Origin of the sequence: Cellulomonas sp. ATA003, assembly GCF_031582905.1 — a bacterium.
GTDB lineage: Bacteria > Actinomycetota > Actinomycetes > Actinomycetales > Cellulomonadaceae > Pengzhenrongella.
The window spans coordinates 3,955,528-3,981,155 of sequence record NZ_CP133990.1; the positions used below are offsets into that span (position 1 = coordinate 3,955,528).

Sequence of the window (25,628 nt, forward strand, 5' to 3'; positions counted from 1 at the left end):
GCCCCCACGTCAGCGTCCTGGTGCCGTACAGCGTCATCACCGACGCCGAAACAGCCGCACGAGCCGGGACCGACGGGCAACACGAACCCGAGGCGGCCCGGGCCCCGTTGAGCGAAGCCAGCGCCGGCGCAGACAGCAGCGAAGCGAAGGACGATGCAGACACGGGCACGGGCACGGGTGGGGTCACGGGTGAGGTCGACACAGGCGCCGTGGTCGGCTTCGTGCCGGCGGTCGGTGGCCCCGCCAGCGCCGCGCGAAGCGATCGGGGCAGCCAGACCGGGCAGGCACCTCTCGCCGAGGGAGCCGCGCAGCCCGTGCACGAGCCCGGCTCCGACGACCTGCTCACCGCAGCCGCCATCAGCGGCGCCTCACCGATCAGCATCCCCCAGTACCACGACGGCACCCCCGTCCCCCGGGCCGCGTTGAATCGGTTGATGTGCGACGGAGTATTCACCCGGTTCCTGTTCTCCACCGACTCCCAGATATTGGACGTCGGCCGCGAGAAACGACTCTTCACCCCGCACATGCGCGCCGCGATCATCGCCCGCGACAAACACTGCGCGTATCCCGGCTGCACTGCACCGCCGGTTCTCTGCGAAACCCATCATGTCGATCAATGGGCCCGCGGTCACGGCACCACCAGCGTCACCAACGGGATACTCCTGTGCTGGTACCACCACGACCTCATCCACCGCATGAACATGACCATCACCCGCGACACCAACGCCTGGACCTTCACCGACCGGCATGGCAGCCCCATCCACGCCATGACGGAGATGTGGCGAGGCGACCTGCACGTGCCGGATCCCGATGGGTGACCAGCACCCGGCGGAGGCCGGTACGCGTGGTGGGCGACGCGGACTGAGGAGACGCCGGCTGCGGGGAACCGGCCTCGAGGCGCATCCCCGACCCCGGCTCACCACGCGACCGCACCGCGGAGACTCAGGTCGTCGTGACCGTGCTGAGCGTGAGCGGCGGTGTGCGACGTGGGAGGTCAGCTCAGGCCGAGCGCCGTCCGCCACTCCTCCGGGACGAGGGCGTAGCCGACGAAGGCGACGACGTCGAGCACGGTGTGGGCGACGACGAGGGGCATGACGCGCCGCCGTCGGCGGTAGTACTCCGCAAAGACCACGCCCATGACGACGTTGCCGACGAGCGGCCCGATGCCCTGGTACAGGTGGTACGACCCGCGCAGCAGGGCGCTCGCCACCACGATCGCGACCGGTGACCACCGCAGGGTCGCGAGCCGCTCCATGAGGTAGCCGACGGCGACGACCTCCTCCAGCAGCGAGTTCTGCAGTGCGGACAGGATGAGGACCGGAACGGCCCACCAGGTCGCGTTGAGGGCCGACGCCTGCACCTCCACCGTCACACCCAGCGCTCGCCCCACCGCGTACAGCGCGAGGCCGGGGATGCCGATGAGTCCCGCGAGCCCTACGCCGAGCGCGAGGTCGCGTCCGGGGTGCGCGCCGTCGAGGCCGATGCGCCGGACCGCGCTGCGACCACCCGCGGAGAGCAGGTACAGGGCGAGGAGCACGGGCACGAGTGCAAAGCCGATGCCGAGCAGCTGGTACGTCAGGTCCAGGTAGGGACGAGGGGACCGGCTGGGGTTGAGGGTCGCCGTCTGCTCGGCGAGCGGCGTGCCGGACGTCAGTCGTGCGGCGATGTTGACCAGCGCGTATACCCCGGACTGGCCGACCGACAGCCCCAGCACGATCCACACCTCGACTGTCAACCGTCGGCGTACCGCCGCAGGGCCGGGGGCGGTGACGTCAGCGCTCATCCCTGAAACCTAAGCGCCCGTCCTCTCCGCAGCCCGTGCTCGCCTGCCGCAGCGGGACCGTCGGGCACCGGGGTCTTGTGGACCGCGCGTCCGCGAAGTACTTTGTGCCACAAACCACTCTGTAGATGAGGACTGGAGCTCCCATGACGGACAGCCGTGAATCCCTGGTCGGTGAGGTCGCGTCCGGGGACGAGGTGCCGTTGGACCCCGCCACCAGCGCCGCGGTGATCGCCGCCCAGCGGGCCCGCGTCCTCGACGAGACCGACGTCGACGGACGGCTGCTCTTCGGGGTGTGGGGCGTCGCATGGCTGCTCGGCTACGGCGCGATGTACTTGGTCGCCGGTGACGCGCCGTTGCTCGACTGGTCCCCGGCGGCCGCGGGCGGCATCTTCGCAGGACTGCTCCTGTCCGCGGCTCTCGTGACGGCCGTGCACATCGCGCGACGGACGTCCGGCGTGCACGGGGAGTCCGCGGAGCGCGGAGCCATGTACGGCTGGGCCTGGTTCGGCGGGTTCGCCGGCGTCTTCGCCCTGGCCGTCGCCCTCAACCGCGCCGGCGCGGATCCCGTGGTCGTCGAGACGGCGATGTCCATCGTGTCGCCGCTCGTCGTCGGGGTGCTCTACGTGGCCGGTGCCGCCATCTGGCGTGACCGTGCGCAGTTCGCCCTCGGTGCCTGGATCCTCGTGGTGACGATCGCCGCGGCCCTCGTCGGGATGCCGCACCTGCTCGCGGTCATGGCGCTGGCGGGCGGCGGCGGGATGCTCGTCGGTGCAGCCGTCGAAGGCGTCCGCCGCCGTCGGCGCGCCCCCGACGACCTCGCTCTCGACATCGAGGTCCGGTGATGGCCGGCACCTCCGGCGAGCCGCTGGACCCCGTGATCCACACCCAGGCGCGGCTGCGCATCATGACCACGCTCGCCGCTCTCCCGCCCGACGACCGGATCACCTTCCCGCGTTTGCAGAAGCTGCTCGACGCGACCGCCGGCAACCTGTCGACGCACCTGCGCAAGCTCGAGGACGCCGGGTACGTCGTGGTGACCAAGGGTCACGTCGGGCGGGTGCCCGCCACGCACGTCGCCGCCACCAGGAGCGGGCGGCGTGCGTTCGACGACTACCTCGCTCAGCTCCGTGCTCTCCTCACGCCGCCGTCCGGCACCACGGCCGCCACCAGCACCACGGCCGCCACCAGCACCACCGACGGCGCCGACGCTGCGTCCGCCGCCACCACCGCGCAGACCGCCACCACCACGACCACCACCTCCGCCACCACCTCGACCACCACCGACGCTGTTCCCGAGGAGATCCGATGACGCCACCCACGACCGACGGCCCAGTGCTCGAGGCCCACCACGTCACCCGCACGTTCGGCGACACCGTGGCGCTGCGCGACGTCAGCCTCGCGGTCCACCCCGGCGAGCTCGTGGGGCTCCTCGGCCCGAACGGCGCCGGCAAGACCACCCTGCTCAGCCTCGTCACCGGCCTGCGCAAGCCGGACTCCGGCACCGTCCGGCTCTTCGGTGGGGACCCGCGCAACGCCGCGAGCCGAGTCCGCCTCGGGACGACACCGCAGGAGACCGGCCTCCCGCCCACGCTCACCGTGGGGGAGGTGGTCGACTTCATCGCCGGTCACTACCCGGACCCGATGCCGCGCGGCGAGCTGCTCGACCGGTTCCGGCTCGGCGACCTCGCGCGGCGCCAGACCGGCGCACTGTCGGGTGGCCAGAAGCGCCGCCTCGCCGTCGCGCTCGCCGTCGTCGGCCGCCCGCGCCTCGTCGTCCTCGACGAGCCGACCACCGGACTGGACGTCGAAGGCCGCCACACGCTGTGGCAAGCGCTCCGTGAGTACCACGCGAGCGGCGCGACGGTCGTCGTCACGAGCCACTACCTCGAGGAGATCGAGGCGCTCGCCCAGCGCGTCGTGGTCATCGGTGGCGGCACCGTCCTGGCCGACGACGCCCTCGCCGCCGTCCTCGCCCGCGTCCAGGTCCGGCGGGTCGCCTTCACGCTGGACGGGCCCGACGCCGCCGGCGCCGACGTCCTGGACCGGCTGCCCGGCGTGGTCGACGTCTCCCGGGACGGCGACCGCCTGCACGTCCTGGCCGCCGACGCCGACGCCCTCGTCCGTGCGCTGGTCGGGTCGGGCATCGGGTTCCGCGGCCTGGAGATCCGCGGAGCGTCTCTCGAGGAGGCGTTCCTGGCGCTCACCGCCGAGTCGTCCGGTGCGGGTCCGCGCGCCGCGACCCGTGGCACCTCCGGCAGCGGCACATCCAGCAGTAGCGCCGCCGACGGTCACGCACCCGGCAGCAGCACCGCCGGCAGCCACGCACCCGGCAGCAACACCTCCGGCAGCAGCCCAGCAAGCACCCCCGTCCCGTCCGAGGAGATGGCCCGATGACCACCGGCCCGACGAGCACCGGCCCCATGTCCACCAGCATCGCGACCACCGGCACCGCGACCACCGGCACCCCGACCACCGGCACTGCGACCCACCCCGGAGCCACCGCCGGCCGCGCCCCCGCCCCGACCCCGGCGACCCGCTCCTCGTTGCCGCCCGTCGGCACCCTCCGGCTGGCGATGCTGCACGCCCGCTACCAGTTCCTCGAGACGGTGCGCGTCCCGATCGCCGTCATCGGCAACATGCTGTTCCCGGCGCTGGCGATGTTCTTCTTCGTCGTCCCGCAGGAGTCGGTGGCGGGAAACCCGGTCGCGGCGACGGCCGCCGTCGGGCAGCTCGGGATGTTCGCCGTCATGTCGACGTGCCTGTTCACCTACGGCGCGGGGGTCTCCGAGGACCGTCAGCAGCCGTTCGACCCGTTCCTGCGCACCCTGCCGGCCGGAGCGGGTCCGCGGATGGCCGGACGGGTCGCGAACGGCGCCGCGTTCGCGCTCCTGGGACTGCTGCCGCTCGCGCTCATCGGGTGGCTCTTCACGGACGCCACCGTCACCGTCACCCAGTTCCTCACGAGCGTGCTGGTCATCGCGGCGGTCGCCCTGCCGTTCCTGCTGCTCGGCATGGCGATCGGGTACTCGCTGTCAGCCAAGGCGGCACTGCCCGTCGTGCAGGTCGTGCTGTTCCCGCTCGCGTTCGCCGGCGGGCTGTTCATGCCGCCGGAGGCGTTCCCCGGGTGGCTCGACACGCTGTCCAAGGCCCTGCCCAGCCGCGCGGGCCGCGACCTGCTGGTGCAGTCGCTCACCGGCAGCGAGGCGCCGCCGACGGCGCTCCCGGTCCTGGTCGCCTGGGGCGTCGCCTTCGCGGCACTGGCGGTGTGGGCGTACCGGCGCGACGAGGGCCGCCGCTTCCGCTGAAACCGTCGCGGCCCGTGGCCGCGCTCGCACGGCGACGTCCGCCCGGTCACCTCGGGGGTGGCCGGGCGGACGTGCGCGGACGCGACCCGCGGGGCGGGCCGTCCTCAGGCGAAGCGGCGCAGCCGCAGCGAGTTCGCGACGACGAGCACCGAGCTGAACGCCATCGCGGCGCCCGCGATCATCGGGTTCAGCAGCCCGAGCGCGGCGAGCGGGATCGCCGCGACGTTGTACGCGAACGCCCAGAACAGGTTCTGCTGGATGATCCGCAGCGTCGCGCGCGACAGCCGGATCGCCTGCCCCGCGGACCGCAGGTCACCGCGGACGAGCGTCAGGTCGGCGGCCTCGATCGCGACGTCCGTGCCGGTCCCCATGGCGAGGCCCAGGTCGGCCGCGGCCAGCGCGGCGGCGTCGTTCACGCCGTCGCCGACCATCGCGACCCGGGACCCCTGCGCCTGCAGCCGCCGGACGACGTCGACCTTGTCGGCCGGCATCACCTCGGCGACGACGTCGCCCTCGTCGATCCCGACCGCCCGCGCCGCCTCGTGCGCCGCACCGACGTTGTCCCCGGTCAGCAGCACGGGCCGCAGCCCGAGGGAGCGCAGCTCCCTGACCGCCTCGGCCGACGTCGCCTTGACCGGGTCACGCAGGACGACGACGCCCCGCGCGCTCCCGTTCCAGGCGACGACGACGGCGGTCCCTCCCGCGGCCTCGGCGCCGGCGAAGGCGGCGTCGAGCGTGGCGTCGGACGTCACGCCCTCGCGGGCGAGCCAGGACGGCCGCCCGACGAGCACGCGCGTGCCGAGCCCGAGCCCGGAGTGCGCGGTACGGATTACGCCGCTGACCCCGGACCCGGCGTCGGCGCGGAAGTCGAGCACCTGGTCCGACCCGATCTCGACGCCGTCGGCGCCGACCGCGACCGGCTTGCCGGCAGCCTGGTCGGTCGTTCCGTCGCCGGCTCCGTCGGCCGGGTCCGCACCCGCCGCGTCCGCACCTGCCGGGTCCGCACCTGCCGCGTCCGCACCGACCCCACGCACACCCGCCGCGGCGATGGCGCGCGCGATGGGGTGCTCGCTGAGGCGCTCGACGGCGGCCGCGCGCCGCAGGACGTCGTCGGGGGACGTCCCGTCGGCCGCGACGACGTCGACCACGCGCATGCGGCCCTCGGTCACGGTGCCGGTCTTGTCCAGCACGACGGTGTCGACCCGGCGTGTCTCCTCGAGGATCTCCGGACCCTTGATCAGCACGCCGAGCTGCGCGCCGCGGCCGGTCCCGACCAGCAGCGCCGTCGGCGTCGCGAGCCCGAGGGCGCACGGGCACGCGATGATCAGCACCGCGACGGCCGCGGTGAACGCCGCCTGCACGCCACCCCCGGTGAGCAGCCAGACAGCCAGCGTGCCGAGCGCCAGCACGAGCACGACGGGCACGAACACCGCCGAGATCCGGTCGGCGAGCCGCTGCACCCGTGCCTTGCCGGTCTGCGCGGCGGACACGAGACGCCCGATCTGCGCGAGCACGGTGTCCTCGCCGACGCGCGTCGCCCGCACCACGAGGTACCCGGACGTGTTGACGGTGGCGCCGGTCACCGGGGATCCGGCGGTGACGTCCACCGGCACCGGCTCGCCGGTCACGAGGGACGCGTCGACCGCGCTGGTGCCCTCGACGACGACGCCGTCGGTGGCGACCTTCTCCCCGGGCCGGACCGCGAACACGTCACCGACCGCGAGGTCTCCGGCGGGGACCTGCCGCTCGACGCGGCGACCCGCGTCGTCCGTGGTCAGCAGCGTCGCGTCCTTGGCGCCCAGGTCCAGCAGCGCCCGAAGCGCGTCCCCGGCCCGGCGCCGCGAGCGGTGCTCGGCGTATCGACCGGCCAGCAGGAACGTGGTCACGACGGCGGCGACCTCGAAGTACAGCTCCGGCATGCCGGCCGCCCCGTGGTCGGCGCGCGGCCACAGCGTCGGCTCCATCCGCATGCCGATCTCCCCGGCGCCGCCCAGCAGCAGCGCCCACACCGACCACGCGGTCGCCGCGACGATGCCGATCGACACCAGCGTGTCCATCGTCGACGCGCCGTGCCGCGCCGCCCGGGCCGCCGCGCGGTGGAACGGCCACGCCGCCCACGTCGCGACCGGCAGGGCGAGCGCGGTGACGACCCACTGCCACCCCGCGAACTGGAGGGCCGGGATCATGGAGAGCAGCACGACCGGCACCGTGAGCACCGCCGACACCCGCAGACGTCGGCGCAGGTCGGCGCCCCGGTCGGTGGTGGGGGCGGAGAGGTCGTCGTCGGCGGACATGTCGTGGCCGGGCGCCATGGAGTGGCCGGACAGCGCCATCTCGCGGTCGCTGTGCGGGTGCGACGCCCCGGCGTGGGACGCGGGCTCCGTCGCGTGACCGTCCATGCCCGACGCCGACGCCGACGTCGACGACACCGGTGCCGCCGAGGCCGAGGCCGACGTCGATGCCGCCGACGCCGCGTCGTCGGGCCGTGTCCCCGACCGGCCGGTCACCCGCGCGTCGTAGCCCGCCGTGCGGACGGCCGCGATGAGGTCGTCCTCGCCGGCGAGCCCGGAGGCGTCGTCGGGCACGGTGAGCTCGACGTGCGCGGACTCCAGGGCGAGGTTCACCGTCGCGCTCGCGCCGGGGACGCGGTTGAGCTTCTTCTCGACCCGAGCCACGCACGACGCGCAGGTCATCCCCTCGACCGCGAGGTCGAGGGTGACGACGGGCCGGGTGGGGATGACAGGGGGTGCTGCGTGTCGTGCGACATGGTCGGTCCTCGCTAGGAGAGCACTTGAGGAAGGGCGGTCGATGGGGTGCGGACCGCCCCGGTGGTCAGGGGACGACGGTGTAGCCGGCCTCGTCGACGGCCCCGCGGACGGCGGCGTCGTCCATCGGCTCGTCGGAGACGACGGTGACCTGCGACGTGCCGCCGGCGTCGAGCTCGACCGACACGGACTTCACGCCGGGCAGGGCGGAGACCTCGTCGGTCACGGACTGCACGCAGTGCCCGCAGGTCATGCCGGTGACGTCGTAGGTGGTGCTCAGGGGAGTGGTGCTCATGGTGTCGTCCTCTTCCGTGGGGGCCCGGCGCGGTGCCGGTCGTGTGGTGCGGGGGTGTGGGGGTGTGGGTGCGTGGTGCGGGCGTGTGGTGCGTCGGCTCAGCTGCGCACGAGGCGCGCGATCGCGTCGGCCGCCTCGCGCACCTTGGCCTGGCCGGCCTCGTCGGAGGCGCGCGCGGCGTCCACGACGCAGTGCGCCAGGTGGTCCTCGACGAGCCCGAGGCTGACGGCCTGGAGCGCCTTGGTCACGGCCGACACCTGGGTGAGGACGTCGATGCAGTAGGTGTCCTCGTCCACCATGCGCGCGATCCCGCGGACCTGTCCCTCGATGCGGCGCAGCCGCTTCAGGTAGTCGTCCTTGGTCCCGGTGTAGCCGGTCATGGGTGTCTCCGTCCGTCGCTGTGTCCGGTCCAACCATGTACCCCCTGGGGTATTCCGTCCAGCCGCGGAGGCGCCGGAGGCGACGAGGCAGGCCCCGGACAGCCCCTCGAAGCGAGGGCACCGCACACGACCCCGTGCCGAGTGCGACGTCTTCCACCTGTCCCGTCGACCGACAGGTGGAGAACGTCGCACTCGGCGGGCGTCAGACCGGGCGCGGCGTCACGCCGGGCGGGGCGTCAGGCCGGGCAGGGCGTCACGCCGGGCGGGGCGTCAGGCCGGGCAGGGCGTCACGCGGGCGGGGTGTCAGGCCGGGCGGGCCTCGGCTGCCGCCCGCGTCGCGGCAGGCAGCGCGGAGACGATGCGGTCCAGGGCGGCGTCGTCGTGCGCGGCCGAGACGAACCAGGCCTCGAACACCGACGGCGGGAGGCTGACGCCGGCGTCGAGCATCGTGTGGAAGAAGGGCGCGTACCGGAACGTCTCCTGGCCTTGCGCGCCGGCGTAGTCCTGCACGCCGCGCTCGGCGGCGTCCGGCCCGAACATGACGCTGAAGAGGTTCCCGGCGTGCTGGACGCGGTGCGCGACCCCGGCGGCGGTGAACGCCGCCGACACCTCGGCGGAGAGCGTCGCCGCGGTCCGGTCGAGCCGGGCGTAGACGTCGGCGTCCGCGGCGAGCAGCGTCGCGAGGCCCGCGGCCGTCGCGACCGGGTTCCCGGACAGCGTCCCTGCCTGGTAGACGGGGCCCTCGGGAGCGAGGTGGCCCATGATCTCCGCGCGACCGCCCAGCGCGGCGACCGGCAGGCCACCACCGACGACCTTGCCGAACGTCACCAGGTCGGGCGCCCAACCCTCGCTCGCACCCTCCAGCCCCCACCACCCGGCCGCGCTGACGCGGAACCCGGTGAGGACCTCGTCCTGGATCATCAGGGCGCCGTGCGCGCGGGCGATGCGGGCGAGCGCGGCGTTGAACCCGGGCAGCGGTGGGACGACGCCCATGTTCGCCGGCGCCGCCTCCGTCATCACCGCGGCGATGCGGTCGCCCCGCTCGGCGAACGCCTCCTCGACCGCGGCGAGGTCGTTGTACGGCAGGACGATCGTCTCGGCGGCGCTCGCGGCGGTGACCCCGGCGGACCCGGGCAGCGCGAGCGTGGCGACCCCCGACCCGGCCTGCGCGAGCAGCGAGTCGACGTGGCCGTGGTAGCAGCCGGCGAACTTCACGATGAGCTCGCGGCCGGTGAACCCGCGCGCCAGCCGGACGGCGGTCATGGTCGCCTCGGTCCCGGTCGACACGAGCCGCACCCGCTCCGCGGCGGGCACCCGGCGCCGGATCTCCTCGGCGAGCGCGGTCTCGCGCGGCGTCGGCGCCCCGAACGACAGGCCCTGCGCCGCGGCCTCCTGCACGGCCTGCACGACGGCGGGGTGCGCGTGCCCGAGGATCATCGGGCCCCACGACGAGACGAGGTCGACGTACTCGCGTCCGTCGGCGTCGGTGACGTACGGGCCACGCGCCGACACGAGGAACCGCGGCGTCCCGCCGACGGAGCCGTAGGCGCGCACGGGGAGTTCACACCACCCGGGAGGACGCCACGGGCGGCGTCGAACAGCCCGTCGTTGCCGGTGGCGGTGCCGGTGACGGGCGTACCGGTGGTGGCGGTGGCAGTCGCGGTGGCGGTGGCCTCGGCGGTACGGGCGGTGGCGCTCATGCGGTGCTCCCAGGGGTGACGGGACGGACGTCGGGCGTGGTGCCGGCGGGGAGGGTGGGCGTGTCCAGCGTGACGGTCCCCGGGCCGGCGGGCACCCCGGAACCCCGGAGCCAGCCGGCGATCTCGGTCGCCCAGTACGTGAGGACGAGGTCGGCGCCCGCGCGGCGGATCGCCAGCACCGACTCCTCGATCGCGCGGCGCCGGTCGATCCAGCCGTTCGCGGCGGCCGCCTCGACCATCGCGTACTCGCCGGACACCTGGTACGCCGCGACCGGGACCGGGCTCGACGCGGCGACGTCGGCCAGCACGTCGAGGTAGGGCAGCGCGGGCTTGACCATGACGACGTCGGCGCCCTGCTCGACGTCGATCGCGACCTCACGGGCCGCCTCGCGCCGGTTCGCCGGGTCCATCTGGTAGCTCTTGCGGTCGCCCTCGAGGGTCGACTCGACGGCGTCGCGGAACGGCCCGTAGAAGGCGCTCGCGTACTTGGCCGCGTACGCCAGGATCGTGACGTCACCGAACCCGGCGTCGTCGAGCGCGTCCCGCACGGCGGCGGTCTGGTTGTCCATCATCCCGCTCAGGCCCAGCAGGTCCGCGCCGGCGCGGGCCTGGGCGAGCGCCATGGCGGTGTACCGCTCGAGGGTCGCGTCGTTGTCGACGACCGTCTCGCCGTGGGGACCGGTGGTGAGCACGCCGCAGTGGCCGTGGTCGGTGAACTCGTCCAGGCACAGGTCGGCCATGACGACGAGGCGGCCGCCGGCGGCCTCGACCGCGTCGGTGATCGCGACGTTGAGGATCCCGTCCGGGTCGGTGGCGCCGGAGCCGACCGCGTCGCGCACGGCCGGGACGCCGAACAGCATGACCCCCGCGAGGCCGGCGTCGGCCGCCTCGCGCACGGCGTCGCGCAGGCTCTCGCGCGTGTGCTGCTGGACGCCGGGCATCGACGCGATCCCGACCGGTTCCGTCAGCCCCTCCTTGACGAACAGCGGCAGCACGAGGTCGCCCGGGTGCAGGCGGACCTCGGTGGCCATGCGTCGCAGCGCGGGCGTGGCGCGCAGGCGGCGAGGGCGGTGGCGCCGGTCGTGAGGAGCGGAGTCGTACGCCGGGGACGCGGGTGCGGAGGACATGCGGGTCACCTCAGGTGGTGGGACGGGACGTCGTGGGCGGGTGCGGGCTGGACGTCGTGGCGAGGCCCTCGCCCCCGAGCGGGCGGTCCCGCGCTCCGCGGACGAGCGCCTCGACGACGGCCCGCGGGTGCGGCTCCTGCGCGACCAGCCCGACGGGCAGCCCGAGCTCGGCGGCGACCTCCGCGGTGCGCGGGCCGATGCAGCACACGAGCGTCGACGGCGGCAGCGTCACCTGGTCCGCGAGCCGTCGGGCGGTGCTCCCGGACGTGAGGACGACGCCGCCGACGGCGCCCGAGGCGAGGTCGGCCACCAGCTCGGGCGTCAGCGGCGGCGCGGGGTTGTTGCGGTACGACGTCACGACCTCGGGCTCCATCCCCAGGCCGGTCAGGCCGTCGGTGAGCGTCGGCTCGGCGAGGTCGCCCTGCGGGACCAGCACGGTGCAGCGTCCGGCGGGCAGGGCACCGGGCGACGGCTCGGGCCACTCGGCGAGCATGCCGCGCGCGGACTGCTCGCCGGCCGGGACGAAGTCGACGTCGACGCCGGCGCGCCGCAGGGCCGCGGCGGTCGCGTCCCCGACCGCGGCGACGCGGGTGCTGCCGGGCCGCGCGGCGCGTCCGGCGCGCACGACGTCGCCCAGGGTGCGGCCGGCCCGGGCCGCGGAGGCGTCGAGCGCGTCGACCGTGAACCCGCTGGTGACGGACAGCCAGTCGTACCGGCCGGCCGCGAGGCGGGCCAGGGCGTCGTCGAGGGCGCCGAGGTCGTCGGGCGGACCGATGTGGACGAGCGGGGCGGCGACCGGCTCCGCGCCGGCGCGGCGCAGCGCACCGATCAGCGCGCCGGCGCGCTCGGGAGCGCGGGGGACCAGCACCCGCAGCCCGGCCAGCGGGCCGTCCGCGCGCGACGCCGAGCGGTCAGGACCGTCAGGCCCGTCAGGCCCGCTCGCTCCCGCCCGACCCGAGGCCGGCTGCCCCGGAACCTCCCGGCTCGACGGGGTCACTGCAGCGCGCCGAGCTCGGCGAGGTCACCGGCGCCGTCCGCGAGCAGGACCTCGGCGACCTCGGTCCCGAGCCCGACCGCCGCTGCGAGCTGTGCCCCGTCGACGACGGCGTGCCCGTCCCCCGAGGCCACGGCGAGCGCCCCCACCTCGACGATCTGGCTGCGGCGCAGCCGCTCCGACCCGTCCACGCGGCACACGACGGCGTCCAACGCGAGCGTCGTCCCGGTGAGCCGTGCGTGCGCACCGATCGGTGCCGCGCACCCGGCCTCGAGGCGGGCGAGCAGCGCGCGCTCGGCGGTCACGGCGAGCCGGCTCGGTGCGTGGTCGACGGCGGCCAGGGCCCTGGCGAGCGGGTGCCCCGGGTCGGTGGCGGCCTCGCTGCGTACCTCGACGGCGAGCGCACCCTGCCCGGGCGCGGGGGACATCGTCAGCACGTCGATGAGCTCCGTCACGGCGTCCAGCCGTCCGAGGCGGGCGAGGCCGGCCCGGGCGAGGACGACGGCGTCGAGGTCGCCCGGCGCGACCCGGCGCAGGCGGGTGTCGACGTTGCCGCGGATGTCGAGGATGACCAGATCCGGACGTGCGGCGCGCAGCTGGGCGGCACGCCGCGGTGACCCCGTCCCCACCCGGGCGCCCGCCGGCAGCGTCGCGAGCGTCAGCCCGTCGCGTGCGCACAGCGCGTCGCGCGGGTCCTCGCGCACGGGGACCGCGCCCAGCACGAGCCCGTCGGCGCCGGCGCTCGGCAAGTCCTTGAGGGAGTGGACCGCGACGTCGCAGCGTCCGTCGAGCAGCGCCTCGCGCAGCGCGGTGACGAACACCCCGGTGCCGCCCAGGGCGACCAGCGACCCGGTCAGCCGGTCGCCGTCGGTCGTGATGCGCACGAGCTCGGTGCGCAGCGGGCCGGCCGCCGCGAGGAGGTCCGCGACGGTGCCGGTCTGGGTCAGGGCGAGGGCGCTGGCACGGGTGCCCACACGCACCGTGGCGGCGGCGTCCTCGGTGCTCGGCGAAGGGGGCATGGGTCCATCTTGCGACGGTCGCGACGACGATGTCGAAAGGGGTGACGGAACGCACAGAAGTGATGTGACAATGCGTCAGGAAGCCCCGTCGCGGTGTCGCGCAGGTCACGGTCGGGGCGTGTCCGACCGATTTCCCGGCATTTTCCTGACGAATTGTCAGGAAAATGCGGAGCGGGGCTCTTCGGAGTTCAGGGGGCCGACGCGAGCCGCCGTCCGGCCGCCCGGGCGTGCGGGACGACGGCGGCCAGGCCGTTGCCCGCGACCCACGCACCGCAGACGGCGAGGCCGGGGGCGGCGTCGACGGCGGTGCGGACGGCGTCGACGGACGCGCGGTGCGCGGTGCTGGCCTGGGGCAGCGACTGCGACCAGCGCACCCGTGCCGAGCCGCGGACCGCTCCGGGGTCGAGCGGGGTACCGAGGAGGATCGCGGCGTCGCGGACCGCGAGGGCGGCGAGGGCGTCGCCGGGCAGCCCGACGACGTCCTCGAGGGAGCCGGCGCCGCCGGCCCGCCCGTAGGAGAGCCGGAGCACGTGCCGGCCGGGGCCCGCCTGCTCGGCCAGCCAGCGCCACTTGGCCGTCGCGTGCGTGAGCGCCTTGGCGCGCACGCCCCGGCTGCCACCGGCGCGCTGGGCGGCGGGGGAGACGAGCACGCCGGTGCCGCGTGGTGCGCGGTCGAGGGCCGGGGCGTCGACGACGAGCGTCGCCAGGACGACGTCCGCGCCGGGATCGGTGCGGACACCGGCGAGTCCGGGCAGCACCGGTGCGAGGAGGTCGAGGGTGGCGGCGGCGGGCGTGGCGAGCACGAGCCGCGGCGCCGTGAGGCGCGCCGGTCCGTCCGGGCCTTCGACGTGCACGGTCCAGCCGACGCGCGGCGCCTCGCGGACGTCCACGAACGGGCCGTCCGCCGGGGCGACGTCCCCGTCGGCGGCCCGGTCCGGCGACCGCTCGACGGATCGGACGGCCGTCCCCGGCCGCACCTCCGCGCCGCGGGCGGCCAGGTCGGCGACCAGCGCGTCGACCAGCGTGTGCATGCCTCCGACCAGCCCGTTCACGGCCGCACCGGCCGGCGCGAGGGCCCGCAGCGACGCGACTGCGGCCCCCAGCGACCCGTGCTCGGCGAGCGCGGGCAGCAGGCCCGGCGCGATGGTCCGGACGTCGAGCTCGGTGGGGTCGGCGGAGTGCACCCCGCCGACGACCGGACTGACCAGGCGCTCCAGGACGCGCCTGCCCATGCGCGTCCGGACGAGCCCGCCGAACGTGACAGCGCCCGGATCTTCACGCTGGTCTGCACCTGCACCTGCACCTGCACCTGCACCTGCGCCCGAACCCGCGCTGCCCGCCCCGACCCGCGCCGGCAGCAGCCGGTCGGCGCTCGCCCGCAGGGCGCCGACCAGGCCGATCGTGCGCCGGACGTCGGCGGCCCACGGGTTCGCCGGCACGCCGAGCAGCCCGGCCCGGGGAGCGTGCCGGGACCGGTCGGCCCCTGGACCCAGGCGCCGAGCGCGGCCGGTGCGGTGATTGCCGGGCCGAGACCGAGCTCGGTCGCGAGGGCGGCGACGGTCCCGCCGCGGGTCGCGAACGACTCGGCGCCCGCGTCGAGGGTCAGGCCCGCGACCGTGTGCCGACCGACCGCACCACCGACGGTCCGCGAGGCCTCCAGCACGACGACGCGGAGCCCGGCGACGGCGAGCTCCCGCGCGGCGACGAGGCCCGCGACACCGCCACCGACGACGACGGCGTCCCCGCCCGGCACGCCGGCATGCCCGTCCCCGCCGCCGGCCCCGGCGGCGCTCGTGCCCCGGCCCCCGTCCACGCCGGCTACGCGCCCAGCCCGTGCACCAGCTCGACGACCCGGGTCAGCACGTCCGGGTCGGTGGTCGGCGGCACGCCGTGCCCGAGGTTGACCACGTGCCCCGGGGCGCTGGCCCCGCGGCGCACGACGTCGCGCACGTGCGCCTCCAGCACGGGCCACGGCGCGCCCAGGAGGGCCGGGTCGATGTTGCCCTGGATCGGGGTGCGGCCGCCGAGCAGGCGGTTCGCCTCGTCGAGCGGGGTCCGGTAGTCGACGCCGACGACGTCCGCGCCGACGTCGCGCATCGCGGTCAGCAGGTGCTCGGTCCCGGTCCCGAAGTGCACGACCTTCACGCCGAGGTCCGCCACGTGCGACAGCGCGCGGGCGCTCGACGGCGCGCAGTGCGCCTCGTAGTCGGCGCGGGACAGCGACCCGGCCCACGAGTCGAACAGCTGGACCGCGCTCGCGCCGGCCAGCACCTGCGCGCGCAGGAAGGCGCCGGTCACGTCCGCGGCCCACTCGGTCAGCGCGCGCCAGGTGTCCGGGTCGGCGTGCATGAGGGTCCGGGCGGCGAGGTGGTCCCGCGACGGCCGACCCTCGACGAGGTACGCCGCGAGGGTGAACGGCGCCCCGGCGAACCCGAGCAGCGGCGTCCGGTCCAGCTCGGCGACGGTCAGCCGGACGCCCTCGCTCACCGGGGCGAGGGCCTCGGGGGTGAGGGGCCCCGCGTCGACCAGGCGGGCGACGTCGTCGGCGGTGCGAACCGCGGAGCCGAGCACGGGGCCCACGCCGGGGGCGATGTCGACGTCGACGCCCGCCAGGCGCAGCGGGACCACGATGTCGCTGAAGAAGATGGCCGCGTCGACGCCGTGGCGGCGGACCGGCTGGAGCGTGATCTCGCTCGCCAGGTCCGGCTGCAGGCACGACTCGAGCATGCCGACGCCCTCCCGGACGGCGCGGTACTCGGGCAGCGAGCGGCCCGCCTGTCGCATGAACCACACCGGCGGGTGATCCGGTCGGTCAGCGGAAAAGGCACGGACGACCGCAGAATGGGCGGTGCGTCCGTCGGTCAGGGGTGGTCCGGGGGCAGGGTCACGGCGCAATTGTGCCCATGTTCCGATCGCCTGGTTGAATCGAGGTGCTGTGGTGCTGATGTCATTGATCGCGAGCCACCGCGACCTCGACCTCGATGTGCTCGAACGGCTCAGCGCCGGGGCGCACTCGGTGGGCCGGACCGTCGCGGAGACGAGCGCTGCCCCGACGGGGGCCGTCGTCCTCGCGACCTGCAACCGCTTCGAGGTCTACCTCGAGGTCGACCGGGCCGAGGACGCCCCGGTGGCGGTCGACGCCACGACCGAGGTCATCGCCCAGGCGTCCGGCATCCCGGCGCCCGAGGTCAGCGCCACGCTCCAGGTGCTCGAGGGGCCCGACGTGCCCGTCCACCTGTTCGCGGTCGCGTCCGGGCTCGAGTCGATGGTGGTCGGGGAGCGGGAGATCACCGGCCAGGTCCGCCGGGCGCTCGCGACCGCCCGCAGCGAGGGCACGACGTCGTCCGGGCTCGAGCGGCTCTTCCAGACCGCCTCGCGCGCGTCGCGCGACGTCGGGACCCGCACCGGGCTGGGCGCCGCCGGCCGATCCGTCGTCGGGGTCGCGCTGGAGCTCGCCGAACCCGGCCTGCCGCCCTGGCCCGAGGTCCGTGCGCTGCTCGTCGGCACCGGCTCCTACGCGGGCGCGAGTCTCGCGGCGCTGCGGCGCCACGGCTGCCACGACGTCCGCGTGTTCTCCCCGTCCGGCCGCGCCGCGACGTTCGCCGCGGCGCGCGGCATCACCCCCGTGCACGACGGCGGCCTGGCGGACGCCATCGGGACGTCCGACCTCGTGGTCGCGTGCAGCGGCACCGTCGGGCGCGTGCTCGACGCCGAGCTCGTCGGCCGCACGTGGGCCGCGACCGGGCACCCGCAGGTCGTCGCGGACCTCGCACTGCGCAACGACGTCGACCCCGCCGTCGGCCGGCTGCCCGGCGTGCGGCTGATCAACCTCGACACCATCCGGCGGCACGCGCCCGAGGAGCAGGCCGCCCCCGTCGAGCTCGCGCACGAGCTCGTGGCGGCGGCCGCCGCCGACTTCGAGGCGGTCACCCGCGCCCGCGAGCTCGAGGCTGCCGTCGTCGCCGAGCGCCGGCGGGTGCTGGGCGAGCTGGAGGCGGAAGCGGGCCGGATCCGCGCCGCCGCCGCGGGGGCCGATGCGCCGGCCGGTGCCTCCGCTTCCGCCGGAGCGGCCGTTCGCTCCGCAGCCGACCCAGCCGTTGCGGATGCTGCTGGCGGAGACGCCCCCGTCGCCGACCGACCTGCTGCCGACGGACCCGTTGGTGGTGGAGCCGCTGCCGCCGGACCCGGTGCCCTCGGAGCCGGTGCCCACGGCGCCGGTGCCGACGGCACCTCGGTGGGCCAGGTCGCCGGCGGCACGACCTCCGCCCCGGCTGCTGCCCCGACGGTCGACGAGCACCACGCCCGGTTGGTCCGGTCGCTGCGGCGCCGGACCCGGGCCCTCCTGCACCCGCCGACCGTGCGCGCGCGGACCGCCGCGCGTGCCGGGGACGACCGTGCCTACCGTGCGGCGCTGGCCGAGCTCGCCGCGATCCCGGCCCCGCCCGTGCCGGTGCGACCCGGCGTGGTGACGGACGGTGACGGGACCGGGCACCGGAACGCGAACGGCGCGCGCAGCGCGAACGGCGCGAACGGCGCGAACGGTGCGAATGGCGTGGACGCGCCGGTCGAGCGCGGAGCCGACGACCTGGCCCGCTGAGGCGTTCGCCAGGCCGTCGTTCCCCCACCGTTCGCTGGGGCCGTTCGCTGAGCGTTCGCTCAGGCGCCCGCTGAGGCGTTCGCCGAGGCGCGCACGCCTCAGTCCCGCAGGTGGTCGACCAGCTCGGACGCGAGGCCGGTGTACGTCGCGGGGGTGAGCTCCACGAGCCGCGCCGCGACGTCGGCGGGCAGACCGAGGCCACCGATGAACTCGCGCATGTCGTCCGCGGTGAGGCGCTTGCCGCGGGTGAGCTCCTTGAGCCGCTCGTACGGGTTCTCCATGCCGGTCACGCCGGCGACCGACACCGCACGCATCGCGGACTGGACCGGCTCGCCGAGCACCTCCCAGTTGGCGTCGAGGTCCCGCTCGAGCAGGTCGCGGTCGACCGCGAGCGCGCGCAGGCCGCGGCGCACGTTGTCGATCGCGAGCAACCCGTGGCCGAACGCCGGGCCGATGTTGCGCTGGGTGGTCGAGTCCGTCAGGTCGCGCTGGAGGCGGCTGGTCACGAGCGTGGACGCGAGCGTGTCGAGCAGCGCGCTGGACAGCTCGAGGTTGGCCTCCGCGTTCTCGAACCGGATCGGGTTGACCTTGTGCGGCATCGTCGACGAGCCGGTCGCGCCGGCGACCGGGATCTGGATGAAGACCCCCATCGAGATGTACGTCCACACGTCGGTGGCCAGGTTGTGCAGGATCCGGTTGAACCGGGCGACGTCGCTGTAGAGCTCGGCCTGCCAGTCGTGGGACTCGATCTGCGTGGTCAGCGGGTTCCAGGTCAGGCCGAGGCCCTCGACGAACGTCCGGGAGACCTCGGGCCAGTCCGCGCCGGGGACGGCCGCGACGTGCGCGCCGTACGTGCCGGTCGCGCCGTTGAGCTTGCCGAGGTACTCGGCGCCCTCGACGCGGCGCAGCTGCCGGCCCAGGCGATGGGCGAGGACGGCGAGCTCCTTGCCGAGCGTCGTCGGGGTGGCCGGCTGGCCGTGGGTGCGCGCGAGCAGCGGGACGTCGCGGTGCTGACGGGCCATCGCGGCGACCTCGCCGACGAGCGCCCGGGCCGCGGGCAACCAGACCTCGGTCACCGCACCGCGCACCATGAGCGCGTAGGAGAGATTGTTGACGTCCTCGCTCGTGCAGCAGAAGTGGACGAGCTCGGAGACGGCGGGCAGCGCGGTGTCGGCACCGAGGACGTCGGGGGCGGCGGCCAGGTGCTCCTTGAGGAAGTACTCGATGGCCTTGACGTCGTGGACGGTGACCTTCTCGATCGCGCCGAGCCGGGCGATCTCGTCGGCGCCGAACGTGGTGACGACGCCCCGCAGGTAGTCCTCCTCGGCGGCCGACAGCCGCGGCGCACCGGGGACGACGCCGGTGCGGGTGAGATGGATGACCCACTCGACCTCGACGAGCAGCCGCTCGCGGTTGAGGGCCGGCTCGCTCAGGTGGTCGACGAGCGGCGCGACCGCAGCGCGGTAGCGGCCGTCGAGCGGGCCGAGCGCGATCGCGGGGGACACGTCGGCGAGGGGGACGCGGGCAGCGGGGGAGGTCGTGAGGTCGGTCACGGTGGCCATGGTCCCACGGCCGCGCCCGCGCCAACGGTCACGGTCACGGTCAGGGAGGCCGCTCAGCCCCTGGGCGGGGACGGCGCCGGGATCGTCGTCGCCGGCCAGTCCCGCGACGGCTCGCGCAGGTCGCCGCGCAGCAGCGTGCCCATCCACTCGTCGCGCCGCCGTCCGCGTTGGATCGCGCCCCCGCGGACCGTGCCCTCGAACGTGAAGCCCACGCGCCACGCCGCCCGCCACGACGCCCAGTTGCCCGCGACGCAGCGCCACTCGACCCGCTCGAGCCCCAGGCCCGCGGGGGCGAAGCCGTAGGTCAGGACGAGGTGCAGCGAACGGTGCAGCAGCCCCCGGCCGCGTGCCTGCGGACCGAGCCAGTAGCCGACCTCGGCGGACCGGACCGGGCCCGGCGTGAGGCCGACCATGCCGACCAGGTCGCCGTCGACCCGGACGCCCCAGGTGCACTGGGTCCCGGCGTCCCAGCCGTCGCCGACGAGCGTGGCGACGAACCACTCGGCGTCGGCCCGCGCGTAGGGGCTCGGGACCGTGGTCCACGCCTGGATGTCGGGGTCCTGGCACAGGGCGGTCACCGCGTCGACGTCCGCGGTGGTCGGTGCGGTGAGGTCGACGACGTCGTCGCGCAGGCGAACCGGTTCCATCCCGCCACCGTAGGGCGCGCCCGTGCCGGTCAGCACGACGGCCACGACCCCGGGGCGGGGTCGTGGCCGTCGTGGTGGGCGTGCGGGTCAGTACCGGAAGGTGCCCACCAGGGTCTTGAGGTCGGCCGACATGCGGGCGAGCTCCTCGACGGCCTGCTGGGACTCCGCGGCGCCCTGCGTGGTCATCGCGGCCGCGTCGGCGACCCCGGAGATGTTGACCGCGATCTCGCCGGAGCCGGCGGCGGCCTCGCTGACGTTGCGGGTCATCTCGTTCGTGGTCGCGGTCTGCTCCTCGACCGCCGCGGCGATGGTCGCCTGGAAGTCGTTGATCGACGCGACGATCTCGGAGATGTTGCCGATCGCGTCCACCGCGCCGGCGGTGTCGCCCTGGATCGCGAGTACCCGACGCGCGATGTCCTCGGTCGCGCGTGCGGTCTCCTGCGCGAGCTCCTTGACCTCACCGGCGACGACGGCGAAGCCCTTGCCCGCCTCCCCGGCGCGAGCTGCCTCGATGGTCGCGTTCAGGGCGAGGAGGTTGGTCTGCTCCGCGATCGAGGTGATCGCCTTGACGACGTCGCCGATCTCGCGGCTGGACTCGCCCAGCCGGGACACGGTCGCCGTGGTCTCCTGCGCGGCCGTCACGGCCTGGGCCGCGATGCGTGCCGCCTCGGAGGCGTTGTGGGCGATCTCGCGGATCGACGCACCCATCTCCTCGGTCCCGGCGGCGACGGTCTGCGTGTTGCGGGAGACCTGCTCGGCGGCGGCCGAGACGACGCCGGCCTGCGCCGCGGTCTCCTCCGCCCCGGACGCGATCTGCACGGCGGTGGCGGACATCTGCGTCGAGGCGCCGGCGAGAGACTCCGACGACGCGTCGATCGTGGACACCACTCCGCGCAGCGTCGTCAGCGCGTTGTCCAGCGCCTGGCCCATGGTGCCGACCTCGTCCCGGCTGGTCAGGCCGACCGGGACCGTCAGGTCGCCACCTTCGAGCGCCGTCACGGTGGCGCGGACCCGGTCCAGACCACGCACGATCGTGCGGGCGACGACCAGGCCGACCGCCAGCGCGAGGGACAGGCCCACGACCAGCATGACGATGGACATCGTGCGGGCGCCCTCGTACTCCGCCTGTGACGAGGCGATGAGCTCCTCGGCGGCCGTCTTCTCGCCCTGGACGAGTGCCGCAGTGGCGTCGGCCATGGTGGCGATCGCGTCGGCGGCGACGCCGTCACGGGCGGCCTCCCAGGCGGCGACGTCACCGGCGCGGCCGGCGGGCAGCAGCACGTCCTCGAGGGCCGTGCCGTACGCCGCCAGCCCCGCCTCGAAGGTGTCGAGCGCGGCGATGTTCTCCGGGCTGCTGAGGTACGGGCGGTAGTCCGCGACCTGCTCGGCGAGGAAGCTTGTAGCTCGCCGATCTGCTCCTCGGCCTGCGCCATCTGAGACGGGTTCGAGGAGATCACGTGGTTGGCGGCCGAGAGGCGCAGGGTCAGTGCGTCCCGGCGCAGGCCCGCGGACTTCTCCAGCCCGATCATCTTGTCCTCGTACATCAGCGTCGTGTTCGCGTTGAGGCTGCTCATCGAGGACAGCCCGACGAGGCCCACGACACCCGCGACGAGGGCGGCGATGAGGACGGCGACGAGGATCTTGGTCCGTACGCCCAGGTCGGCGAACCGCGAGGCGCGGCGGGTGGTGGTGGTGCTCATGGTCGGTGCTCCGGTCGAGGTGGGAGGGTTCTCCCCCGCCTCATCGGCAACCGGCGGTCGTGGTCAAGGAAGCGTCGGGGACGTGATGCGCTCCACGGGCTCGGTGACCACGGGCTCGGTCACCACGGGCTCGGTGACCACGGGCTCCGGCACGACGACGGCGGGGCGGACCCGCGCGGTCTCGGCCAGCGCGACACCGGCGACGACCACCACCCCGCCCGCGACCTGCAGCCCCGTCATGGACTCGCCCAGCACGAGCCAGGCGGCCCCGGCGGCGGCGACCGGCTCGATCATCCCGAGGAGGCCGGCACGGGCCGCGCCGATCACCTGCACCCCGACGAGCACGAGGGTGTAGGGCACCACGGTCCCGAGCACCACGACCCACGCGACGAGCGCCCAGGTGGGCGTGGTCGTGCCGGTGAGCGGCCCGGGCAGGTCGGTCGTCGTCGCGAGCACGGTGGCGTCGAAGGTCCACAGCGGCTGGAGCACGACCCAGAACAGCGCAGCGAACGCGAGCGACCACGCCTGCGTGGACAGCGGGTCGCGGGTGGCGACCAGCCGCTCACCGAGCAGGTAGTAGGTCGCGAGCGCGACCGCGGCCCCCGCGGCGGCGGCGAGGCCGACGGCGTCGAGCTCGACGCCGCGGCGCACCTGGGCGACCATCGTCAGCCCGACCAGCGACGCCGCCAGCCCCCACCACGCGCGTGGCCGCACCAGCTCGTGCAGCACGAACCGCGCCCACAGCGCGATGAGCAGGGGCGCGGTGTACTCGATGAGGAGCGCCAGCCCGACCGGCAGGCGGGAGATCGCCACGAGGTAGAACCACTGCACGGCCGCCATGCCGACGATCCCGAGCGCGGCCATGACGAGCACCTCACGCCGACGCAGGGCCATCCGCCGTCGGACGACGAGCACGGCGACCGGGACCAGCACGAGTGCCGAGCCGAGCGTGCGCAGCTCGACCAGGCGCGTGGGACCGAGGCCGCTGGTCATCGCCAGCTTGGCGACCGTCCCGTTGACGGCGAAGAGCACGGCGGCGACGACGACGGCGACCACGCCGAGAGTCGCGACCCTCGGGGAGGCCGGCCGGCGGCTGCGCGGCGCGACGGTCGTCCCGGGGGCAGGGTCGCGGGCGGGCGGGTGGGCACGCGCCGAGGCTACTGGCGCAGGACCTCCACCCCCAGACCGAGTCTCGGTACCGGCGTCCCCAAGCGTCCGGGCACGCCGGTACCGCACCGGTGCGGCCCGCCTAGCGTCCCGGCGCATGGGTGGTGAGCTGGTGCCGGGCGGATGCGGGGCCTGCCCGTGATCGGTGCCGACAGCGCGGCGTCGACCCGTGCCGCGGCCGCGGCACGCGCGCTCGAGCGGGCCGGGGACGCGACCGTCCGCGCGCTGCGGCACCTGCGGCGCGCGGCGGAGGTCGAGTGGTCGGGTCCGGGCGCCGCCGGGTACCGGGCGGCGCTCGACGACGTGATGCGGGACCTGCAGCGCACCCACCAGCAGATCGGCCGCGCGGCGGCGGCGATGGAGCAGCACGCCGCCGCCGCGGCGGCGCACCCGCTGGCGGACCTGACGCCGGACGCGCTCGCCGACGGTCGGCTCCTCGACCTCGCCGGCCTGGGTCCGCTCGCACGGCTCGCGGCGTCGGCCGGGCACGCGGGACGCGCGCGCCATGACGACTGACGGCGCAGCGGCCGGCGCCTGGACGGCCGACCCCACGACCACCGACCCCACGACCACCGACCCCACGACCACCGACCCCACGACCACCGACCCCACGACCACCGACCCCACGACGACCGGCATCGAGGTGCACGGCGGCGTCGGCGGCACCGTCGCCGTGCTCGAGCGCCTGACCGACGCGGTGCACGCCCTGCGCACCGCCGCCGAGCTGCTCGACGACGCCGCGGCGTCGGTGCGCTGGGCGGACGCGCAGGTCTGGGCGCCGACCACCGGGTCGCCGACGACCGCGGGGAGCGCGCAGGAAACCGTGACGCCGCTGGTCCGGGGCCCGACGTCGCTGGCCACCCACGAGGGGTCGGTGCGTGAGGTCGCCGGCCGCCTCCGCCGGGCGATCGGGGCGTACGAGGACGCGGAGGGGCGTGCGAGCGCCGTCGTCCGCAGCCTGGTCGCCGTGCTCGGGCACGCGGCCGGGAACAACCCCGTCGGTGCCGTGGTCGGCGCGGTCGTCGGTGGGCGACTGCTGCTCCACGGCGCACTGGTCACGTCCGCGGCGCTGCGGCTGTCGGGTCGGCGCGTGGATGCCCGGCGGCTCCTGCAGCGGGCGGACGCCGCCGAGATCGCGGTGCAGGGTCTCGCGGGATTCGGCCGCGGCCTGCCCCCGGCCCCGGGTGGCCGAGCGCCCAGCCCGTCGTCGGGACCGCCGGCCGGGTCGTGACGGGCACCGCGGTCGCGGGCGTGGCGGTGCCGGAGCTGCGCCGTCGTCCGCTCCGGGTCACCGCGCGCCTCGAGGCGACGGGGCCGACGACACCGCCCACCGACGCCGCCACCCTGCTCGAGCGAGTCGGCGCGCTCTACCCGCGCTCCGGCGGGACCGCGGGCACGGTGGGCGTCGACCGCCTGGACCACCCCGACGGCACCCGGTCCTGGGTCGTCGCGATCCCGGGCACGCAGGCGATGTCGCTCGGCACCGGCGCAAACCCGATGGACATGGCCACCAACCTGCGCCTCATGGCGACCGCGGCGGACGACACGGGGCTGCTGGTCACGCGCGCGCTGGAGCAGTCCGGAGCCCGACCGGACGAGCCCGTCCTGCTCGCCGGGCACAGCCAGGGCGGCATGGTCGCGATGGCGCTCGCGGGCAGTGCGGCGTTCACCGCACGCCACCGGGTCGGTGCGGTGCTCACCGCGGGGTCACCGGTCGCGACGATGGCGGCGCCGCGCACGGTGGCGACCCTGCACCTCGAGCACCGGCAGGACCTCGTCCCGGCGCTCGACGGCTGGCGCAACCCCGACGAGCCGCACCGGACGACGGCGGTCCGTGACCTCGAGGTGGCCGGCACGGTCGCCGACCGCCTCGCCGCCCGCTCGCCCGGGACCGCGCACGAGGTCGGGACCTACGTGCGCACGGCCGGGGTGGTCGCCGCCGTCGGCGGTGCGTCCGTCCGGGAGTGGGAGCGCGCGGCCGCGGGCGTGCTGGGTGGGCCGGGGACCACCGCGGTGCACCGGGAGTTCACCGGCGAACGGGCGGAGCCGGGCGAGCGCGCCCGCGCGGCCCGGCTCAGTCCCGCTTCCGGCGGTTCACCCCGGTGACCGCACCGAGCAGGAGGCTGACCAGGGAGATGACGAGCGCGCCGATCAGCGCGGTGCCGAAGCCGTCCACCCGCAGGCCGACCGTCGTCCACTCCGTGACCCAGGCGGTGAGCATGAGCATGAGCGCGTTGACCACGAGCGTGAACAGGCCGAGCGTGAGGACGTACAGCGGGAATGTGAGCAGCTTGACCACCGGTTTGATCACCGCGTTCACCAGGCTGAAGACGAGCGCGACCGCGGCCAGCACGCCGACCCGCTCGAGCGTCGTCGCCCCGCCGACGATCGCGAGACCGGAGAGCAGGGCGGTCGCCAGCCAGATCGCGACCCCGTTGATGATGACCCGCAGCACGAAGCTCATGCCCCGATCCTCTCGCACGTCCGGCGCCGCGTGCGGGACCGGCACGGCTCGCCCGCCCGGGGACCGAGCCGTCCGGCGCGTGGCACCGGGCGGAGGTCGGCACGCCGCCGGTGGCATGCTGGC

23 protein-coding genes and 3 pseudogenes are annotated in these 25,628 nt (G+C 75.4%); 9 read left to right on the forward strand and 17 right to left on the reverse strand.

Translation table 11 applies throughout. The features are described 5' to 3' along the window. Positions 1-20 precede the first annotated feature (20 nt). On the forward strand, positions 21-818 hold the full coding sequence (locus REH70_RS19525; protein ID WP_310749948.1) for an HNH endonuclease signature motif containing protein: 798 nt from the start codon (positions 21-23) through the stop codon (positions 816-818). A 176-nt stretch (positions 819-994) separates the two neighbouring features. On the opposite strand, the gene REH70_RS19530 is transcribed toward REH70_RS19525, so the two are convergent. Continuing rightward, positions 995-1,783, reverse strand: coding sequence for a CPBP family intramembrane glutamic endopeptidase (locus tag REH70_RS19530; RefSeq protein WP_310749951.1), 789 nt, complete (start codon positions 1,781-1,783; stop codon positions 995-997). A 143-nt stretch (positions 1,784-1,926) separates the two neighbouring features. Here REH70_RS19530 and REH70_RS19535 point away from each other — a divergent pair, with 143 nt between their 5' ends. The 4 genes from REH70_RS19535 to REH70_RS19550 all read left to right on the forward strand — a co-directional run bounded on the left by REH70_RS19535 (position 1,927) and on the right by REH70_RS19550 (position 5,088). Next, entirely contained in the window at positions 1,927-2,625 is a 699-nt protein-coding gene (locus REH70_RS19535; RefSeq protein ID WP_310749954.1) for a hypothetical protein, read from the forward strand. Continuing rightward, positions 2,625-3,092: a transcriptional regulator gene (locus tag REH70_RS19540; protein ID WP_310749957.1), complete on the forward strand. Its 468-nt coding sequence runs from the start codon at positions 2,625-2,627 to the stop codon at positions 3,090-3,092. Before REH70_RS19535 ends, REH70_RS19540 begins: the two co-directional genes overlap by 1 nt. After that, on the forward strand, positions 3,089-4,177 hold the full coding sequence (locus REH70_RS19545) for an ABC transporter ATP-binding protein (protein ID WP_310749960.1): 1,089 nt from the start codon (positions 3,089-3,091) through the stop codon (positions 4,175-4,177). Before REH70_RS19540 ends, REH70_RS19545 begins: the two co-directional genes overlap by 4 nt. Positions 4,178-4,356: 179 nt before the next feature. Then, complete coding sequence (locus REH70_RS19550; protein WP_310754438.1) at positions 4,357-5,088, forward strand: ABC transporter permease; 732 nt, start codon at positions 4,357-4,359, stop codon at positions 5,086-5,088. 104 nt (positions 5,089-5,192) lie between these two features. Here the strand turns inward: REH70_RS19550 and REH70_RS19555 are convergent, their stop codons facing one another. The 10 genes and pseudogenes from REH70_RS19555 to hemE all read right to left on the reverse strand — a co-directional run bounded on the left by REH70_RS19555 (position 5,193) and on the right by hemE (position 16,281). Beyond that, the gene (locus REH70_RS19555) at positions 5,193-7,781 is read right to left on the reverse strand and encodes a heavy metal translocating P-type ATPase (RefSeq protein WP_396134593.1); all 2,589 of its coding nucleotides are present in this window, start codon (positions 7,779-7,781) and stop codon (positions 5,193-5,195) included. A gap of 139 nt (positions 7,782-7,920) precedes the next feature. Beyond that, a complete protein-coding gene (locus REH70_RS19560) occupies positions 7,921-8,148 on the reverse strand; it encodes a cation transporter (RefSeq protein WP_310749963.1) in 228 nt (75 codons plus the stop codon). Between the two features lie 98 nt (positions 8,149-8,246). Continuing rightward, positions 8,247-8,528: a metal-sensitive transcriptional regulator gene (locus tag REH70_RS19565; protein WP_310749967.1), complete on the reverse strand. Its 282-nt coding sequence runs from the start codon at positions 8,526-8,528 to the stop codon at positions 8,247-8,249. Between the two features lie 303 nt (positions 8,529-8,831). After that, positions 8,832-10,228: pseudogene (hemL, locus tag REH70_RS19570) on the reverse strand (glutamate-1-semialdehyde 2,1-aminomutase). Further along, positions 10,225-11,355, reverse strand: a complete 1,131-nt coding sequence (gene hemB, locus REH70_RS19575) for a porphobilinogen synthase (protein ID WP_310749970.1) — start codon at positions 11,353-11,355, stop codon at positions 10,225-10,227. Before hemB ends, hemL begins: the two are co-directional and overlap by 4 nt. Before the next feature lie 10 nt (positions 11,356-11,365). Continuing rightward, a complete protein-coding gene (locus REH70_RS19580; RefSeq protein ID WP_310749973.1) occupies positions 11,366-12,223 on the reverse strand; it encodes a uroporphyrinogen-III synthase in 858 nt (285 codons plus the stop codon). A gap of 125 nt (positions 12,224-12,348) precedes the next feature. Next, on the reverse strand, positions 12,349-13,368 hold the full coding sequence (gene hemC, locus REH70_RS19585; protein ID WP_310749977.1) for a hydroxymethylbilane synthase: 1,020 nt from the start codon (positions 13,366-13,368) through the stop codon (positions 12,349-12,351). A gap of 188 nt (positions 13,369-13,556) precedes the next feature. Beyond that, positions 13,557-14,807: a protoporphyrinogen oxidase gene (locus REH70_RS19590; protein WP_310754487.1), complete on the reverse strand. Its 1,251-nt coding sequence runs from the start codon at positions 14,805-14,807 to the stop codon at positions 13,557-13,559. Between the two features lie 146 nt (positions 14,808-14,953). Beyond that, positions 14,954-15,181: pseudogene (locus REH70_RS19595) on the reverse strand (FAD-dependent oxidoreductase); the annotation flags it as partial. A gap of 5 nt (positions 15,182-15,186) precedes the next feature. Next, complete coding sequence (gene hemE / locus REH70_RS19600) at positions 15,187-16,281, reverse strand: uroporphyrinogen decarboxylase (RefSeq protein WP_396134781.1); 1,095 nt, start codon at positions 16,279-16,281, stop codon at positions 15,187-15,189. A gap of 31 nt (positions 16,282-16,312) precedes the next feature. On the opposite strand from hemE, the gene REH70_RS19605 reads away from it, so the two are divergent. Beyond that, positions 16,313-17,965, forward strand: coding sequence for a glutamyl-tRNA reductase (locus REH70_RS19605; RefSeq protein WP_310754441.1), 1,653 nt, complete (start codon positions 16,313-16,315; stop codon positions 17,963-17,965). A 98-nt stretch (positions 17,966-18,063) separates the two neighbouring features. On the opposite strand, the gene purB is transcribed toward REH70_RS19605, so the two are convergent. The 5 genes and pseudogenes from purB to REH70_RS19630 form a co-directional block, all read right to left on the reverse strand. Next, a complete protein-coding gene (gene purB, locus REH70_RS19610) occupies positions 18,064-19,518 on the reverse strand; it encodes an adenylosuccinate lyase (protein WP_310749984.1) in 1,455 nt (484 codons plus the stop codon). Positions 19,519-19,580: 62 nt separating this feature from the next. Continuing rightward, entirely contained in the window at positions 19,581-20,174 is a 594-nt protein-coding gene (locus tag REH70_RS19615) for a GNAT family protein (protein WP_310749987.1), read from the reverse strand. An 87-nt stretch (positions 20,175-20,261) separates the two neighbouring features. Beyond that, positions 20,262-21,455 carry a methyl-accepting chemotaxis protein gene (locus REH70_RS19620; RefSeq protein WP_310749990.1) on the reverse strand — a complete coding sequence of 398 codons (1,194 nt, stop codon included), beginning with the start codon at positions 21,453-21,455 and terminating at the stop codon, positions 20,262-20,264. A gap of 170 nt (positions 21,456-21,625) precedes the next feature. Continuing rightward, positions 21,626-21,874: pseudogene (locus REH70_RS19625) on the reverse strand (MCP four helix bundle domain-containing protein); the annotation flags it as partial. Between the two features lie 63 nt (positions 21,875-21,937). Further along, positions 21,938-22,930 (reverse strand): DMT family transporter, encoded by a 993-nt coding sequence (locus REH70_RS19630; protein WP_310749993.1) that lies wholly within the window; start codon positions 22,928-22,930, stop codon positions 21,938-21,940. A gap of 234 nt (positions 22,931-23,164) precedes the next feature. Between REH70_RS19630 and REH70_RS19635 the strand changes: the two genes are divergently transcribed. The 3 genes from REH70_RS19635 to REH70_RS19645 are packed head-to-tail and all read left to right on the forward strand — an operon-like array spanning position 23,165 to position 25,147. Continuing rightward, entirely contained in the window at positions 23,165-23,557 is a 393-nt protein-coding gene (locus REH70_RS19635) for a hypothetical protein (protein WP_310749996.1), read from the forward strand. After that, positions 23,547-24,272: a hypothetical protein gene (locus REH70_RS19640; protein ID WP_310749999.1), complete on the forward strand. Its 726-nt coding sequence runs from the start codon at positions 23,547-23,549 to the stop codon at positions 24,270-24,272. Before REH70_RS19635 ends, REH70_RS19640 begins: the two co-directional genes overlap by 11 nt. Beyond that, the gene (locus tag REH70_RS19645; protein WP_310750002.1) at positions 24,269-25,147 is read left to right on the forward strand and encodes a hypothetical protein; all 879 of its coding nucleotides are present in this window, start codon (positions 24,269-24,271) and stop codon (positions 25,145-25,147) included. Before REH70_RS19640 ends, REH70_RS19645 begins: the two co-directional genes overlap by 4 nt. On the opposite strand, the gene REH70_RS19650 is transcribed toward REH70_RS19645, so the two are convergent. Next, complete coding sequence (locus REH70_RS19650; protein WP_310750005.1) at positions 25,116-25,505, reverse strand: phage holin family protein; 390 nt, start codon at positions 25,503-25,505, stop codon at positions 25,116-25,118. The two genes, REH70_RS19645 and REH70_RS19650, sit on opposite strands and share 32 nt — an antisense overlap. Positions 25,506-25,628 lie beyond the last annotated feature (123 nt).